The organism is Sphingobacterium sp. GQ94 (genome assembly GCF_059758715.1).
Genome location: NZ_JCAXEC010000021.1, coordinates 17,517 through 33,143, shown reverse-complemented (window position 1 = coordinate 33,143; position 15,627 = coordinate 17,517). Strand labels below are relative to the sequence as shown.

The 15,627-nt window shown below is 34.5% G+C and carries 13 protein-coding genes; 10 read left to right on the top strand and 3 right to left on the bottom strand.

Going from position 1 to position 15,627, the window contains the following annotated elements:
• The 7 genes from AC6CHH_RS15185 (at nucleotide 1) to AC6CHH_RS15155 (ending at nucleotide 6,661) form a co-directional block, all read left to right on the top strand.
• Nucleotides 1–333, top strand: a complete 333-nt coding sequence (locus AC6CHH_RS15185; protein ID WP_498284389.1) for an L-rhamnose mutarotase — start codon at nucleotides 1–3, stop codon at nucleotides 331–333.
• A 6-nt stretch (nucleotides 334–339) separates the two neighbouring features.
• Entirely contained in the window at nucleotides 340–2,004 is a 1,665-nt protein-coding gene (locus tag AC6CHH_RS15180; protein ID WP_498284387.1) for a UxaA family hydrolase, read from the top strand.
• A gap of 34 nt (nucleotides 2,005–2,038) precedes the next feature.
• Complete coding sequence (locus tag AC6CHH_RS15175) at nucleotides 2,039–2,803, top strand: SDR family NAD(P)-dependent oxidoreductase (RefSeq protein WP_498284385.1); 765 nt, start codon at nucleotides 2,039–2,041, stop codon at nucleotides 2,801–2,803.
• Nucleotides 2,804–2,860: 57 nt separating this feature from the next.
• Nucleotides 2,861–3,721, top strand: a complete 861-nt coding sequence (locus AC6CHH_RS15170; protein ID WP_498284383.1) for a fumarylacetoacetate hydrolase family protein — start codon at nucleotides 2,861–2,863, stop codon at nucleotides 3,719–3,721.
• A 7-nt stretch (nucleotides 3,722–3,728) separates the two neighbouring features.
• On the top strand, nucleotides 3,729–4,562 hold the full coding sequence (locus tag AC6CHH_RS15165; RefSeq protein ID WP_498284381.1) for an amidohydrolase family protein: 834 nt from the start codon (nucleotides 3,729–3,731) through the stop codon (nucleotides 4,560–4,562).
• Between the two features lie 58 nt (nucleotides 4,563–4,620).
• Complete coding sequence (locus tag AC6CHH_RS15160; RefSeq protein ID WP_498284379.1) at nucleotides 4,621–5,427, top strand: L-fucose dehydrogenase; 807 nt, start codon at nucleotides 4,621–4,623, stop codon at nucleotides 5,425–5,427.
• 343 nt (nucleotides 5,428–5,770) lie between these two features.
• The gene (locus AC6CHH_RS15155) at nucleotides 5,771–6,661 is read left to right on the top strand and encodes an AraC family transcriptional regulator (protein WP_498284377.1); all 891 of its coding nucleotides are present in this window, start codon (nucleotides 5,771–5,773) and stop codon (nucleotides 6,659–6,661) included.
• A gap of 375 nt (nucleotides 6,662–7,036) precedes the next feature.
• On the opposite strand, the gene AC6CHH_RS15150 is transcribed toward AC6CHH_RS15155, so the two are convergent.
• The gene (locus AC6CHH_RS15150; RefSeq protein ID WP_498284375.1) at nucleotides 7,037–7,537 is read right to left on the bottom strand and encodes a DUF6702 family protein; all 501 of its coding nucleotides are present in this window, start codon (nucleotides 7,535–7,537) and stop codon (nucleotides 7,037–7,039) included.
• A gap of 119 nt (nucleotides 7,538–7,656) precedes the next feature.
• Between AC6CHH_RS15150 and AC6CHH_RS15145 the strand changes: the two genes are divergently transcribed.
• Both AC6CHH_RS15145 and AC6CHH_RS15140 read left to right on the top strand, forming a co-directional pair.
• Nucleotides 7,657–8,232, top strand: a complete 576-nt coding sequence (locus tag AC6CHH_RS15145) for a HupE/UreJ family protein (RefSeq protein ID WP_498284373.1) — start codon at nucleotides 7,657–7,659, stop codon at nucleotides 8,230–8,232.
• Nucleotides 8,229–10,586 (top strand): M1 family metallopeptidase, encoded by a 2,358-nt coding sequence (locus AC6CHH_RS15140; protein ID WP_498284371.1) that lies wholly within the window; start codon nucleotides 8,229–8,231, stop codon nucleotides 10,584–10,586. The genes AC6CHH_RS15145 and AC6CHH_RS15140 overlap by 4 nt, the downstream gene beginning before the upstream one ends.
• Before the next feature lie 178 nt (nucleotides 10,587–10,764).
• Here AC6CHH_RS15140 and AC6CHH_RS15135 read toward each other — a convergent pair whose 3' ends face one another.
• Both AC6CHH_RS15135 and AC6CHH_RS15130 read right to left on the bottom strand, forming a co-directional pair.
• The gene (locus AC6CHH_RS15135) at nucleotides 10,765–11,343 is read right to left on the bottom strand and encodes a TetR/AcrR family transcriptional regulator (protein ID WP_498284369.1); all 579 of its coding nucleotides are present in this window, start codon (nucleotides 11,341–11,343) and stop codon (nucleotides 10,765–10,767) included.
• A gap of 336 nt (nucleotides 11,344–11,679) precedes the next feature.
• Nucleotides 11,680–14,349: a DUF5916 domain-containing protein gene (locus AC6CHH_RS15130; protein WP_498284367.1), complete on the bottom strand. Its 2,670-nt coding sequence runs from the start codon at nucleotides 14,347–14,349 to the stop codon at nucleotides 11,680–11,682.
• A 268-nt stretch (nucleotides 14,350–14,617) separates the two neighbouring features.
• On the opposite strand from AC6CHH_RS15130, the gene AC6CHH_RS15125 reads away from it, so the two are divergent.
• Complete coding sequence (locus AC6CHH_RS15125; protein ID WP_498284365.1) at nucleotides 14,618–15,532, top strand: NAD(P)/FAD-dependent oxidoreductase; 915 nt, start codon at nucleotides 14,618–14,620, stop codon at nucleotides 15,530–15,532.
• The last annotated feature ends 95 nt before the right edge of the window (nucleotides 15,533–15,627 follow it).

Sequence of the window (15,627 nt, the reverse complement as noted above, 5' to 3'; positions counted from 1 at the left end):
ATGAGCAAAAAATATGCTTTAGCCTTGGATTTGGTCGATGATCCAAAAATGATCACTGAATATGAAAACTATCATAAAACAGTTACCTCAGAAATTAAAAAATCAATAACAGATTCCGGTGTTACAGTTATGGATATATATAGATTTGGAAATAGGCTATTTATGGTAATGGAAGTAAATGAAAACTTTAGCTTTGAGGCGAAAGCAAAAATGGATGAAAGTAATCCGTTGGTACAGGTTTGGGAGCAATTAATGTGGAGATATCAACAACCCATTCCAGGCGCTAAACCTGGTGAAAAGTGGGTAATAATGAATCAAATTTTTGAATTATAGTAACAAATGGAAAATGAAAAATTAGCATTTCTACAAATCCATCCAAAAGATAATGTTTTGGTTGCTTTAAGGGACTTACCTCAGGGATATACTGTGAGGTTTGATAATGAGAATTATCAACTTAAAACTAAGATTCCTGCAAAGCATAAATTTACTGTCAATAAACTGAAAGAGGACGATGAAATCTATATGTATGGAGTTCTTGTTGGGAAAGTAAATTTTGATTTGGATCAAGGGGAGTTAATCAATGTAGAAAACTTAAGACATGCTTCAGATAGTTTTAAACTGGGGAAACGAAAATTGGAATGGGTAAAGCCAGATGTTTCTTCTTTCGAGTCAAAAACCTTTGATGGCTATCATAGAAGTAACGGACAAGTCGGGACTGCAAACTATTGGTTAGTCATTCCATTGGTTTTTTGCGAGAACAGGAATGTTTTGACATTGAAAGCTGCTTTAGAAGAAAAACTTGGGTATAAAGTCGATTCCAAAGATTATTCTAATGAAGTAGACGTTCTGATTTCTAAATATAAAGCGGGAGCTTCCGTTGATGAGTTATTAGGAACTGATCTTAATTATAGCAAAGAGAATAGTAAGAAATCAAGGTTATTCCCCAATATAGATGGTGTTAAATTTTTAAATCACGATATGGGATGTGGCGGTACACGCATGGATTCCGATGCTCTTTGCGGTTTATTAGCAGGTTATATTACCCACCCAAATGTTGCAGGGGCCACCGTTTTGAGTTTAGGCTGTCAACACGCGCAGGCAGGAATTTTACAAGCTGAAATTTTAAAAAGAACACCAAACTTAGATAAACCACTCCATATATTCGAACAACAATTCGAAGGGACTGAACGAGAGTTGATGCAAAAAGCAATTAAATCGACTTTTGCAGGTCTTACGATTGCAAATAAACAAACGCGAGAACCAGCACCTTTAAATAAACTTTGTGTAGGATTAGAGTGTGGTGGTTCTGACGGATTTTCCGGAATTTCAGCAAATCCAACTTTGGGATTCGTGTCAGATATTTTGGTTAGTTTAGGTGGCTCAGTGATTCTATCGGAATTCCCCGAACTTTGTGGGGTAGAACAGGAATTAAGTGACCGTTGTATTGATGATTCTACTGCTGAATATTTTATTCACTTAATGAAAACCTACAATGCAAAAGCTGAAGCTGATGGATCTGGTTTTTACATGAATCCATCTCCTGGAAATATACGTGATGGTTTAATAACTGATGCCATTAAATCGGCAGGAGCTGCAAAGAAAGGGGGAACTTCCCCTATAACGAATGTTGTAGATTATCCCGGATTGGCAAATAATGCTGGATTAAATCTATTATGTACCCCAGGGAATGATGTAGAAAGCACAACGGCAGAGGTTGCGGCAGGTGCTAATTTGGTGCTTTTTACTACTGGATTAGGGACGCCAACTGGAAACCCTATTGTTCCAGTAATCAAAGTTTCGTCTAATACCGCGATTTATAAGAAAATGCCCGATGTCATTGATCTAGACTGCGGAACCGTAATTCAAGGTGAAGAGACCATTCAACAGGCTGCGCATCGACTCTTAGATTATATCATTGAGGTCGCATCAGGAAGGGAAATTCCCAAAGCAGTTCAATTGGGACAAGATGATTTCATACCATGGAGACGTGGAGTATCACTATAAATAATAGTTATAAACTTTAATAAATCAATTTATTATGTTAAAATTAGAAGGAAAGATTTCGGTGATAACTGGAGGGGGAAGTGGGATAGGAAAAGCAATTTCTGAACTTTTCGCAGAAGAAGGTTCAACAGTACATATTTTAGACCTAAACACTCAAAATGCCAATCAGATTAAACAATTAATACAAAAATCTGGTTCTAAATGTCTTGTTCATCAGTGCAATGTAAGTAACCAAAAGGAAGTTCATGCAATTATTCAAAAAATTGGAAGAATTGATATTTTAGTAAATAACGCTGGAATAGCACACATTGGAAACGTAGAAGAATGTACTGAAGAAGATTTTGACCGAATCTACCAAGTGAATGTAAAAGGAGCCTATAACATCTTGCATGCTGTGGTTCCTGTGATGAAGAATCAAGGAGGAGGAGTTATTCTTAATTTAGCTTCCATTGCATCGTTGGTTGGAATCGCGGATCGTTTTGCCTATTCCATGAGCAAAGGAGCAGTTTATGCGATGAGTCTTTCAATTGCTAGGGATTACCTAAAAGATAATATCCGTTCTAATTCAATTTCGCCTGCCAGGGTTCATACACCATTTGTAGATGGTTTTATTGAAAAGAATTATCCAGGTAAAGAAAAAGAAATGTTCGAAAAGCTATCCCAATCTCAGCCTATTGGTCGAATGGCTCAACCTATCGAAATTGCTAAATTAGCCTTATTTCTTTGTTCTGATGATTCATCATTTATAACTGGTAATGATTATCCTATAGATGGTGGATTTATAAAATTAAATAATTAGTATTTTTAAAAACATAATAAAGTCATAGATTCATATTAAACTTTAAATATTTACGAAATGAAATTAATAAGATTTGGAGAGGCTGGTAGGGAGAAAATTGGAGTTAGAATTAACGAAAAAAATTATGATGTTTCTGCATTCGGTGGAGATTACAACGAAGAGTTTTTTGAAGGAAATGGTTTAGAGAGATTATTCGAATTTGTTGAAGCAAATAAAGAAAAATTAATAGAAATTCCGCAAACAACACGATTGGGTTCTCCTTTTACCAGGCCCTCAAAGATTGTTTGTATTGGTCTGAATTATAAAGACCATGCGGAAGAAACCGGCGCAATGATTCCAGCTGAACCAATAATTTTCATGAAATCTACAACCGCTTTAATTGGACCAAATGATAAAGTAGTCATCCCTAAAAACTCAAAGAAAACAGACTGGGAAGTTGAGTTTTGTATAGTGATTGGAAAAAAAGCTACATATGTAGAAGAATCTGAAGCGTTGAATTATGTTGCAGGTTATGTTTTGCATAATGATGTATCCGAACGCGAATTCCAAATTGAACGAGGTGGTACTTGGGATAAAGGTAAGGGATGCGATACGTTTGCCCCAATGGGTCCTGTAATGACTACTCCCGATGAGATTCCAGATATAAATAATGTGAAACTTTGGCTTAAAGTAAATGGTAAAACTTTCCAACAAGGAAATACATCCAATCTGATTTTCTCTGTTCCATTTGTAGTTTCTTATGTATCTCAATTTATGACTTTATTACCTGGAGATGTTATTTCAACCGGAACACCTGCGGGAGTGGGACTAGGCTTTAATCCGCCAATCTATTTAAAAGAAGGTGACGTTATTGAGCTTGGCGCAGACTATCTAGGTGAACAAAGACAAGAGGTAATCGGTTATAGCCAAAATAGATAGCAAAATTATGCGTATAGATGCTCATCAACATTTTTGGATATTTGATTCTGAAAAAGATGCATGGATTACCGATGATATGAAAATTATCCAGAAAAATTTTCTTCCTAATGATATTTCACTAACCCTTAAGGAACGAAATTTTGATGGCGTAATCGCGGTTCAGGCAGATCAATCTTCTAAAGAGACTGAATTTTTACTAGAACTCTCAACGGTCTATGCTTTAATTAAAGGAATTGTTGGATGGACGGATTTAAGATCTGAACATGTAGATGAACATTTAGAAAATTATTCAAAACATTCACTAATTAAAGGTTTTCGTCATATAGTGGAAGCCGAAGAAGATCCTGATTTTCTAAGTACAGATGAATTTTTACGGGGAATTTCAAGTTTGACGAAGTGGAATTTTACTTACGATTTGTTAGTTAATCCACAACAGTATCAAAGTGCATTACAGTGTGTCTCATGTAATCCAAACCAAAAATTCGTGTTGGATCACCTGGCCAAACCAGTTATTAAAGGGAGAATTCCAGATCAACATTGGAGGAGGTTTATCCAAAGACTCTCTGAATATCCAAATGTGTATTGTAAAATTTCTGGATTGGGGACCCAAGCGGACTGGAATCATTCTAATATTGGTGATTTTAAGAATTATATTTTGCATGTCGTTCAATGCTTTGGGAAGGAGAGAATAATGTATGGTTCGGACTGGCCAGTGTGCTTGCTTGCTGGAACTTTTCAAGAAACACAAGAAATAATAACGGCGAATTTGTTCGATTTTTCAGAATCTGAATTAGAAGGATTCTGGGGAAATAATGCTGTTAAATTTTATGACTTACAATAATATAGTTTTTTAGTAGTGAGTTTAACGCATTGTCGTAAGAAAAAAAAATGTCATTTGTATGAATTTAAATTTAAAGGATAAAGTGGTTATCGTCACTGGTGGCGCTAAAGGTATAGGAAAGGGGATAGTATTGGCATTAGCCGAGGAGGGGGCAATCCCAGTTATTATCGGTAGGAATAAACTGGATAATGATTTGCTTAAAACTGAACTTGAGACATTAGGTAAGGAGGCTTTTAGCGTTCAGTCAGAACTAGCCAATCCAGAAGAATGTAAGAAAGCTGTAGAGACCGTCGTTGAGGAATTTGGGCGAATTGATGGACTCATTAACAATGCAGGTCTGAATGATGGGGTTGGTCTAGAATCTGGTGATTATGACTCTTTTGTTAAATCGCTACATAATAGTTTAATTCATTATTATCTGATGGCTCAGTATAGTCTGCCATGGTTGAAGAAATCAAAAGGGGGCATTTTGAACATAAGTTCTAAAACTGCAGAAACAGGTCAAGGTGGCACCTCCGGTTATGCAGCTTGCAATGGTGCCCGGAATGCGTTGACTCGGGAATGGGCGGTCGAATTGTTAAGTTATGGGATTCGTGTGAATGCCATCATCGTAGCAGAGTGTATGACTCCACAATATAGGAGTTGGATTCAAACCTTGTCCAATCCACAGGAGACTCTTCGGAAAATTACGAGTCGAATTCCCTTAGAGAATAGAATGACTACGACGGAGGAAATTGCTAATATGGCTGTTTTTTTACTTTCCGATCGTTCCAGTCATACGACAGGTCAATTATTACACGTAGATGGGGGGTATGTACATTTGGATCGTGCACTAATAAACGATAAAAACGTCCCACACGAATAGATCGACTTTGTAAATTGTTCAAAATCACATAAGAAGTATTCTTCAGGAGGGATATTTAAGTATTAATAAGTTGTAATTTTTAAGAATTATTGGTTAGTGGCCAATTTGAAATGAATTTGTTGATTATTCAATAATCATCTATGCTATTGTTCCTTTAGAAAACGTAATTTTTTCTATTGATTAAATTTTTGACAGGATAGTGTTTGGTGAAGGTTGAAATCAATGTTGGTTAAAATAGTGTGATTTAGATGGAAATATTTGATACTTTTGTGATTAACTAAATTATGATTTTCATTTTCCTTAGGCAGTCATTGCTATTGGAAATTCAAAAAGTTACCTAAGTATGAATGTAATAAAAAATGGGGATGTTAAGCATCCTGTGGAATTTACTATACCCGCAGCTGGGGTAGGTTCATTTTATATCCAAGAAGATTTCAGATCGAACTTTTACAATCATTATCACCGACATAAAGAATATCAGATTTCTTATATTTTAAAAGGTAAAGGATCTGTTGTGATTGGTAATCTAATTCAGCCTTTTTCAGAAAATGAAATTTTTATAATAAAGGCAAATGACCCACACGTTTTTATTAATGAGGAAAATAGTTCTGAGGGAATCCATGCTATACATATTTTTATCACATTTGAGAAGCTAAAAAATTTTTTCGACATGCAAGAGTTACAATCTACTCGAGACTTATTTAAAAATCTAGACGCGAGTAAAAGGTTAACTTCAGTGTATAGCAAAGCGGTTCGTTCAAAATTTTTAGATCTGAAAAAAAACGAAGGATTAGCTAAGTTTAGGTGCTTATTGGAGGTTTTTGATTATTTAATTTCAAATGAGAAGTCAATGAATTCTTTATATTCAGGACTAGCTGATTCAAATTTTAATGACAAAGTAGGTGTTAGAATCAATGAAATTTTAAGATTTTCTTTAGAGAATTATAATAAAGAAATTAGTATCGAGGAGGTAGCAAAACTAATCCATATGACGCCTTCTGCATTTTGCAAATACTTCAAAAAACATACAATGAAAACTTATGTGACTTTTCTTAACGAAATCCGTATTGAAAAAGCATGTCAACTTCTAATCAATAAATCAACGGAAAATATTTCTCAAGTTGCTTATTTGTGTGGCTTCAATACTGTTGTACACTTTAACAGGGTTTTTAAGACCATATTACATAGTTCACCAAGTGAATTTGTTCATAACCATACAGCAAATTGGGCCTGAAGGGCTATGAATTTGGGTATTGAAAGTATCGGTTTCATCTAGATATTGATCCGTAAAAGCAAGTATTCTGTCAGAAAACTTGGCAATTGGATTAAAATTTGCTATATTATCGCAAACAGAAAAAGAAAGGTGATAACTATATGATAAAAAAACAGAAGATAAAATTAGAAAAGCTTTTAGAAAACCCGTACATTTTATATGTAACCAATGCGGGTTTTATCGGGACAGTCTCAGCTGAACCGAATCCCAAGGATGTTAACCACAATGGGTAACATACCTCAACACAAAATATAAATATTAAAATTTAGAGGTGCTTTTTGCTTGAAAAGCATTTTGTGTTTAATGACATTTTAACCTATAAAACTTTACTGCTTTTTAAAATTCAAAAATAGCTGACTTGGTTGGATTATCAACTTTTGTGCTTTTACGTATTTTATCAACCGTAACATGTAATATATTAGATTGATTTTTAAACTCCTTGTAAAGCAATTGATTGATGACTTCTAATTTCTTAATTTTATTATTTTCTTGAATTTCAAAATAACACCAAGCTACATCATCTTGAATCTCATAGCCTACATAGTTCATCTTTTTCTTTTGCCCGTTAACGCTAATCAGAAAATTTTTTTGAATGTATTTTGAGACTACTGAATCAACAAGGACCTTGTTTTCGGGGTTAATTATATCTATTCGTCGAGATTGATTGTTGTTTAGTGCTAGTTCAAGATCATCGTGGAAAAGTCTACAAGAAATCTCTATTTGTTTTTTATTGGAATTAAAATCAACTGAAGTAATGCTAACATAAAAAGGGTGCGTAAATGCGCTTAAAGCGATTAAACTTAGCATTAAAATAACCAACCTAGAGATTTTAATCATCTTTTATTTCTAATTTATCTTCAAATATTCCACTAATTTACCCAAAATAAAGAAATAGACTTTTGATTAATAAAAAAATATTAATTTTGCTTTCAATAAAACTGAATTATACCTGATAAATGAACGACTTTTCAATCTATTTCCAGCTAGGATGGCAACATATTTTGGATATTAACGGTTATGATCATATCCTTTTTGTATTTGTTTTATGCTGCAGTTATGTGTTTAAAGATTGGAAGCAAATTCTTTGGCTAGTAACGGCATTTACCTTAGGACATTCAATTACTTTGGCTTTAGCGGTTTTTAAAGTTGTTCAAGTGAATGGCAGTTGGATTGAATTTTTAATACCGGTAACCATTTTGATTACTGCATTATATAATCTGCCAAAAAGAAGAAAAAAAAGAAATCCTTATATATTATATGTAATGACTTTGAGTTTTGGACTAATACATGGCTTAGGGTTTTCAAATTATCTGCAGTCGCTTTTAGGTCAAGAAGTAAGTATCATTTTTCCCTTATTATCTTTCAATCTGGGATTGGAATTTGGGCAAATCTTAATTGTATTTTTTATTCTTTTAATATCAGAAATGATGTTAAAGGTATTTAGTGTGAGCAACAGGGATTGGAGTTTTTTCCTTTCGTCTGCTGTGAGTGGTGTATCCTTAGTTATGGCATTAGAACGTTTTCCGTTATGAAAAAAAAGTATCATTTGAAAAGTCTTCATTTATTTTTGTTGGGTTTAATTTGTTGTCAAGTTGGCTTTTCGCAGTCGAATAATAACCCCGGTTCAAATCATGGAAATAAATTTGAACAATTGGGCACCTTGTTAAGTGATCCCAACATCTTTAGAACAGCATCTGGCGCTCCAGGCGCTATGTATTGGCAACAAAAGGCCGATTATGTAATTAATGTTGAAATTGATGAAATAAATCAAATCCTAAAGGGATCTGAAACAATTACTTATACAAATAATTCTCCTGACCCACTAAGTTATCTTTGGATTCAATTGGACGAAAATGAACACGCTGACAACGCTGAAAGCAAAAGGTTTGATGAGAGTCAACTCGAAAATGAGGTATCATTGAATCAATTGAAAAACTTGGTCCCGGAACAGAAGGGGTACGGTGTTAATATTCAGAAGGTAGTTGACGGAAATAACAAAGCGTTAAAATATACCATCAATTATACAATGATGAGAATAGATTTACCCACGGCGTTAAAACCAGGGGCTAAATTCGAATTGAATATTGATTGGAATTTTAAGATTACCGATAGAATGGTGGAGAATGGCCGAGCCGGTTATGAGTACTTCCAAAAGGACGGTAATTATTTATACACAATTGCTCAATGGTTTCCTAGAATGGCTGTATATTCTGATTTTCAAGGCTGGCAAAATAAGCAATTTACAGGTAGGGGAGAATTTGCGCTTGTTTTTGGGGATTATAAAGTTAATATAACTGTTCCGGAAGATCATATTGTTGGGGCAACAGGCGAGTGCATGAATTATAATCAGGTACTGAGCGCAACCCAGGTTGCCCGCTGGAAACAGGCACAACTCGCCGATGAACCTATTGAAATTGTAACATTGCAAGAAGCAAATCAAGCAAGTCAAAAAAAGGCAAGCGGGAAAAAAACCTGGATATTCGAGGCAAAGAACGTTCGAGACTTTGCTTTCGTCTCATCACGTCGATTAATTTGGGACGCTTTTAAAGTTCGTGAAGGAATCCAAGGAAACCAACCTATGGCTATGTCATATTACGGCCCTGAAGCCTATCCACTTTACCGTAAATATTCTACCAAAGTTGTTGCTCATACCTTAAAAACATATTCAAAATTTTCTATCCCTTATCCGTATCCTGTCGCCATTTCTGTCGAGGCAGCAAATGGTATGGAATATCCCATGATTTGCTTTAATTACGGACGTGCAGATGAAGATGGAACATATTCTGAAGCAGTGAAATATGGCATGATAGGCGTTATCATCCATGAAGTTGGTCATAATTTCTTTCCTATGATTGTGAATTCTGATGAGCGGCAATGGACGTGGATGGATGAAGGCTTAAACACTTTTTTGCAGTTTTTAACTGAACAAGAATGGGATAAGGACTTTCCATCAAGAAGAGGTCCTGCGCATAAAATCGTGGATTACATGAAACTACCCAAAGATCAATTGGAACCTATCATGACAAATTCGGAAAATATCGTTCAGTTTGGTCCAAACGCTTATGCGAAGCCCGCGACAGCTTTAAATATCCTTCGTGAGACGATTATGGGAAGAGAGTTGTTTGATTATGCATTTAAAGAATATGCAAGACGTTGGGAATTTAAACACCCTACGCCTGCAGATTTCTTCAGAACTATGGAAGATGCTTCTGCGGTGGATCTTGATTGGTTTTGGAGAGGTTGGTTTTTTACTTCTGATGCTGTAGAAATCTCATTGGAAAGTGTAAAACAATATCGGATGAACGGTGCAAACCTGAAAATGGTCAGTAATCAAATGAAAGATGCTTTCGAGAAGGATAAAAACACGATTACCAGACAACGAAATATTGAAGAGAATATGACATTTATGGTTGACAAAGATACCTCTTTGTTAGATTTTTATAATAAATGGGACAGATTTGCTGTAAAGCCTAACCAAGAAGCTGATTATCAAAAATTTTATGACTCTCTTACAGCAGTAGAAAAAGATATATATAACGGTAACATTGGATTTTATGAAATAAAATTCCAGAATAACGGAGGTTTGGTCATGCCATTAATTATTGAATGGACATTTGCTGATGGCACAAAAGAAATTGATAATATACCGGCCTATATTTGGAGAAAAAATGAAAATGAGATTAGTAAGGTATTTGCAAAATCTAAGGAAGTTGTCGGAATTCAGTTAGATCCGTATCGTGAGACTTCAGATATTGATGAATCGAACAACACTTGGCCAAGACAAAATAAACCATCTAGGTTTGAGATATTTAAGGAGAATGGACGTTCAGTTAGAGGACAGTCTTCAAATTCGAATCCAATGAAAGAAGCAAAGAATCAACGCTAAACGAATTGAATAGGTTGATAAATAAATTTTGAGAAACTTTATTCTTAAAAACAAAAGACATTTTTATTTCGAAATAAAAATGTCTTTTGTTTTTAAATGGACTAAAAAGAGAATCGCATTTTTATCAAAGTTGCAGCTTTATTATTAAGTATTCTCGGAGAGGTTACTGCCATTTATTTTATTTCCTTGGAAGACTTAAGAGCTTAAATAAGGCATTTTCAATTCGCTCTCTTCCAGTGGCTTCGTTGACATCTATTCCGCAGAAAGTACTTCCATTTGATTTTGCATGTAGTGCTAAATAATAAAGTCCTGCTGTTTGAATCGCTAAAATTGCATGAATATCAAGATCTTTTGTGTCGTAGGAATTCTCAAGCTTTTGGATTAATAACTGCCCAACATATTCTCGATCATCTGCCGTTTTTTTGAGCACATCATTAGGTTCAGATAGCTCCCATTGCAGGATTCGACGTAAGATGGGATCTTCCAATACGGCTTGAAATTGACCTTTTAGCAGATCATACATCTCTTCAAATGAAATTTCATCTTGAGAGAGAAGCTCGGTTATTGTATTTTGGGCCTTACCTTTCCAATAATCCCGGCCAGTAATATACTCTTGAACCAAATTGTCTAAAGTTCCAAAATAGATATAAACTAGTTTTCTGTCCACTTTGGATTCACTGGCAATATTTGAAATTGTTAGGCCTGGATAACCATGTTTTTTTAAAACTTTCCCAACAGATTTGATTAATTTTTCCATTGTTCTCGCCTTTTCTCTAATCGGTCCTGATGTGACCTTTCTTTTTTTTGGTGGATTATTCGCCATTGCAATTAGTCATTGAATTCTTTCAAAATACTAAATTAAAATTAGATTATGCTAGGTTTTGTATGTGAATCTGTCGAATTCTTTTTGCTTTTATTCAGCATAATCCTGAATATTCTAAAAGCAATATCTGATTTTAGAAACAAAATTTAGTGGACACTTAAGTCGGGTTTAAGTTCTTAAATGAGTACAATTATTTTGACAACTTTAAGCTGAAATTTTACCTTTAAAAGAAAAATTGATCTTTATCGAATGTTCTACTTTAAGTATTCTTTAAAGGTCGATCCAGTAATTAAATTTTAACATAAAGGTATTTGTTGCTGGTAGACCAAACATGTTTTCTATATTATTTCCCCATCCTGGAAAATATAAATTGTCCTGTTTTGATCTGTTATGTTCCCAAACAAGATAAACTGTTGATCCTGGTAAGTATTCCCAACGAGCGACTAAATTAGAACGAAATTCATTAAAGCTAAAATTCGGATTCTTGAAGGACAACGTTTGATTATCAATCGTAGTTGAATACATCCCGTCTTTTAAACTTATTTCATCTGATGAAATTGCTCTGAAACGATCCTCATAATTTGATGCTTTGGTGTTTGTAGCTTGCTTAAACTCATCAAACTTTGCAATCGATGTAAATGGAGAAGCATAATACTGAATGGAAATATCTGGAGTCATATTTAATTGCATATTAATGGTCACTCCATAAGTTTTCTGCTTCATTTTCGCTAGCATGTAAAATGTTTTTTCTTTGCCATCATTTTCTGCTTTAAGGGAATTTATATATTGTAAATTATCAATATTATTCGCAAAATTGAATTGGGTTGTAAGTTTGACATGATTCCCCAATCGGAAAATTAAACTGGGGTGGACTGAATTATATCCGGTTTGTTCTTCCAAATAATGTCGACCATTATAAAGGAATTTAAAGACAACCTTTTTTGCTCGATCCGTGCTCAAATCCACTTTAGTTTCAAAATTTGCGTTATATTTCATATCAGGACCACCTCTAAGTCTTCGGCTGTCTACGGTATTCCAGCTAAAGGTTTCCTTTATATCCATTTCGAATCTACGTTTGGTACTCAAACTTCTCCATCGAAGACCTACATCATTATTGATTGCTTGGCCAGCATAGTTCCAAACATTTTTTTGAGTTAGGTTTATACCAGCGAATCGAAATGGTCCCCAAGGATCAGTCTTGCGAAAAGCTATCTCAGACTCGTTTAAAATGTAGTCTGATTCTTTCATATAGCCTACATCGTTAAGATCAAAACCAGGGGAGGACCAATTAAATGTTTGAGAATAATTCCATTGGGCATTTCCTTTTTTACCAGCCTTAAAATACCCCCCAGTTCCTTGAAGAGTTGTTTCTCCTGGATTCATCTTTAGATACTCTGCTGCTGACTCTCTATGATAATAATGAGTAGCATTCATTTTTTTATATAAAATAGATTCCGAACTACCATGGAGACTGCTGAACATTGCTTTCGCATCAATATAATATAACCGGTTGGAGAAATATTGCGTAAAATCTAAACCTGAAGTAAAAGCATTTTTAATTAATGCATCTTTGAGATGATCTTTGGACAAACGACGGTTTACTGATGTAAGCATTCCTCCAAATAATGTGTTGCCATTCCAATTTTTTTGAACACGTCCAACAGTATAATTTGTCAAGGGTTCAGTTATCTCTTTGTCTTGAATTCCGTTGCGCATTGTATTGGCATTGGTCTGTGCTGTGACACTCTCTAAGAGACCAATGGTTAGACCATTTTTATTTGTTCCAGTTAATTTCATTGCTGCCAGAATAGGGATAAAATTAGCTGTACTGGCAAAGTTGTCAATATTATCTATTCCTTGCGGTCTATAGGAAGGCATCGCACCAATACGTCTTGAATAAAACATCATTCCTCTTTCATTATTGTCAAATTCAAGAATATGTTTTCCTTCTAAAAAAAAAGGTCTTTTTTCATCATAGAAAATCTCATAAGCTGTAAGATTCATCACTGAAGGATCAAGCTCTACTTGTCCGTAATCAGGATTTATGCTTAGGTCTAAAGTATAATCACTTAAGGAAAACTTTGCATCTAAGCCCGCTGTTCCCTGTAATTTATTGCCTTTTTGAAAAGGACTGTTGGGTATTTTTGGTTCGTTAATATATTTGGTCATTGCATAGGGAAGAAATTCTATACCTTTTGGCTTAGGTAATTCATTCATTCCATGCATTTCTCCAAAAGAGAAAACATGACCGTTGTTTTTAATTGGAATTATACTCCAATTTTGAACTTCATTATTTTCACGAATTATCCTTCTTACATGTAATCCCCAAATTCCATCTGAATTGTCTTGATTATAACGTAGTTGACTGAACGGAATTCTTAATTCTGCTGTCCAGCTTGAGTCTGCCAGATTGATATTGGTCTTTCCTTCCCATACTGCATTCCAACTGAGATTAACTGAGAGTTTATCAGTAACCGTAAGGTCGGTTTTATTTCCACCTAGGTTGATATTAAATTCGGGCGCAACCCGATAATCATGATAGGTATCAAAAGCAATACTTATCAGGTCCCCATTGCTATTATCATCCCTATTACCAATGAAAGCATTCATTTTTTCCGGATGTTGGTCTTTACAATAAACCCCCACATAAATGTTTTCATCATCATAAAATATTTTAACCTGAGTCCAAGAAGCTGTGTAGACTCTTTCAAAAGGAATAACTTGTGAAAATTTTTCAGACCAATTCCCTGTGTTCTCCCATAAATCTTCGTCTAATTTACCGTCAATTTCTGGTCTACTATCTTTTAGCTTTGTGATATTGTATTGACGCTTGTAAGCATCTTCAAAAGAGACAATTTCTTTAGGTATGTCTTGAGCCTTACTATGTATACTTATGCTGAATAGAATCAGCAAACCAATGTGTTTATAAAAATAATTCAATGTTTTGGGTTTATTGTGATTTGCTTCAAAAGTATTAAAATTAAATAATTATAGATGTCTTTTTCATGCTTTTTATTTTATCACAAAAGAAGAAACTAGTTAACAAAGGAAACAAATCTTCATGGCTACTAGTTATATCATTTACCTTATTCACTTGAGATTCAACAGATTTATCCATTTGAACATGCTAATGTCATTTTTAAATGCAATATAGTTGCAATTACAGTTAATTTCGATATTTTCAACCCTATAAAAACGTGAAATCACTATGGAAAAGATTAATTTAAAAATTTACGATGTAATAATAATAGGCGGTAGTTATGCAGGTCTTTCAGCCGCTATGTCTCTTGGCAGATCCTTGAGGACGGTTTTGATTATTGATAATGATTTGCCTTGCAATAAGCAAACACCCTATTCACACAATTTTTTAACGCAAGACGGTCAAAAACCAGATGTCATTGTCAAAAAAGCAAAAGATCAATTGTCCACGTATTCCACTGTGGAGTTTTATACCGGTTTGGCTATTCAAGCAAATCGAATGGAAAATAAATTTTCTATTTTGACAGAGCAAGGAGATCGGTTTGCAGCATCAAAATTGATTTTTGCTACTGGAATAAAAGATCTATTACCTGAAATTGATGGATTTTCTTCCTGCTGGGGAATCACTGCAATCCATTGTCCTTATTGCCATGGATATGAATTTAGAAACGAGAGAACAGCCATTATGGCTAATTCAGACATCGCGTTTCATTATGCGCAATTAATTGGAAATCTCACACCCAAACTTTTAATCTTAACTAATGGAAAAGCTGATTTTACCTCACCACAGCTCAAAAAACTAAATTCGAATAACATAGAAATTATTGAGAAGAACATTGTGTCAATTAACCATAATAAGGGAGAAATTTTTGAACTTAAATTTTTTGATGGTACAACAACCCAATTGAAAGCACTCTACTATAGACCGCAATTTCGACAACATTGTGAAATTCCAGAGAATATTGGATGTGAATTAACTGAGCTTGGTTATCTGAAAGTAGATGCCATGCAGAAAACCAATATTGAAGGTGTGTATGCTTGCGGTGATAGTACGAATCCTATGCGTTCAATCGCTCATGCTGTCTCTACTGGGACTATGGCCGGAGCGGCTGTAAACATGGCCTTGGCAATGGAAATTTTTTAAAAATAGGGACGAAATATTTAGAATTTTGACGTTAGTTTCTTGAAATTGACGGATTCTTATTAAAATATTAGTATCTTAAACACAGATTCTAAACC

Bases quoted from the DNA above. Each gene is read 5' to 3' on its own strand.
- AC6CHH_RS15185 (WP_498284389.1), top strand. From the start codon at position 1: ATGAGCAAAAAATATGCTTTAGCCTTGGATTTGGTCGATGATCCAAAA.
- AC6CHH_RS15180 (WP_498284387.1), top strand. From the start codon at position 340: ATGGAAAATGAAAAATTAGCATTTCTACAAATCCATCCAAAAGATAAT.
- AC6CHH_RS15175 (WP_498284385.1), top strand. From the start codon at position 2,039: ATGTTAAAATTAGAAGGAAAGATTTCGGTGATAACTGGAGGGGGAAGT.
- AC6CHH_RS15170 (WP_498284383.1), top strand. From the start codon at position 2,861: ATGAAATTAATAAGATTTGGAGAGGCTGGTAGGGAGAAAATTGGAGTT.
- AC6CHH_RS15165 (WP_498284381.1), top strand. From the start codon at position 3,729: ATGCGTATAGATGCTCATCAACATTTTTGGATATTTGATTCTGAAAAA.
- AC6CHH_RS15160 (WP_498284379.1), top strand. From the start codon at position 4,621: ATGAATTTAAATTTAAAGGATAAAGTGGTTATCGTCACTGGTGGCGCT.
- AC6CHH_RS15155 (WP_498284377.1), top strand. From the start codon at position 5,771: ATGAATGTAATAAAAAATGGGGATGTTAAGCATCCTGTGGAATTTACT.
- AC6CHH_RS15150 (WP_498284375.1), bottom strand. From the start codon at position 7,537: ATGATTAAAATCTCTAGGTTGGTTATTTTAATGCTAAGTTTAATCGCT.
- AC6CHH_RS15145 (WP_498284373.1), top strand. From the start codon at position 7,657: ATGAACGACTTTTCAATCTATTTCCAGCTAGGATGGCAACATATTTTG.
- AC6CHH_RS15140 (WP_498284371.1), top strand. From the start codon at position 8,229: ATGAAAAAAAAGTATCATTTGAAAAGTCTTCATTTATTTTTGTTGGGT.
- AC6CHH_RS15135 (WP_498284369.1), bottom strand. From the start codon at position 11,343: ATGGAAAAATTAATCAAATCTGTTGGGAAAGTTTTAAAAAAACATGGT.
- AC6CHH_RS15125 (WP_498284365.1), top strand. From the start codon at position 14,618: ATGGAAAAGATTAATTTAAAAATTTACGATGTAATAATAATAGGCGGT.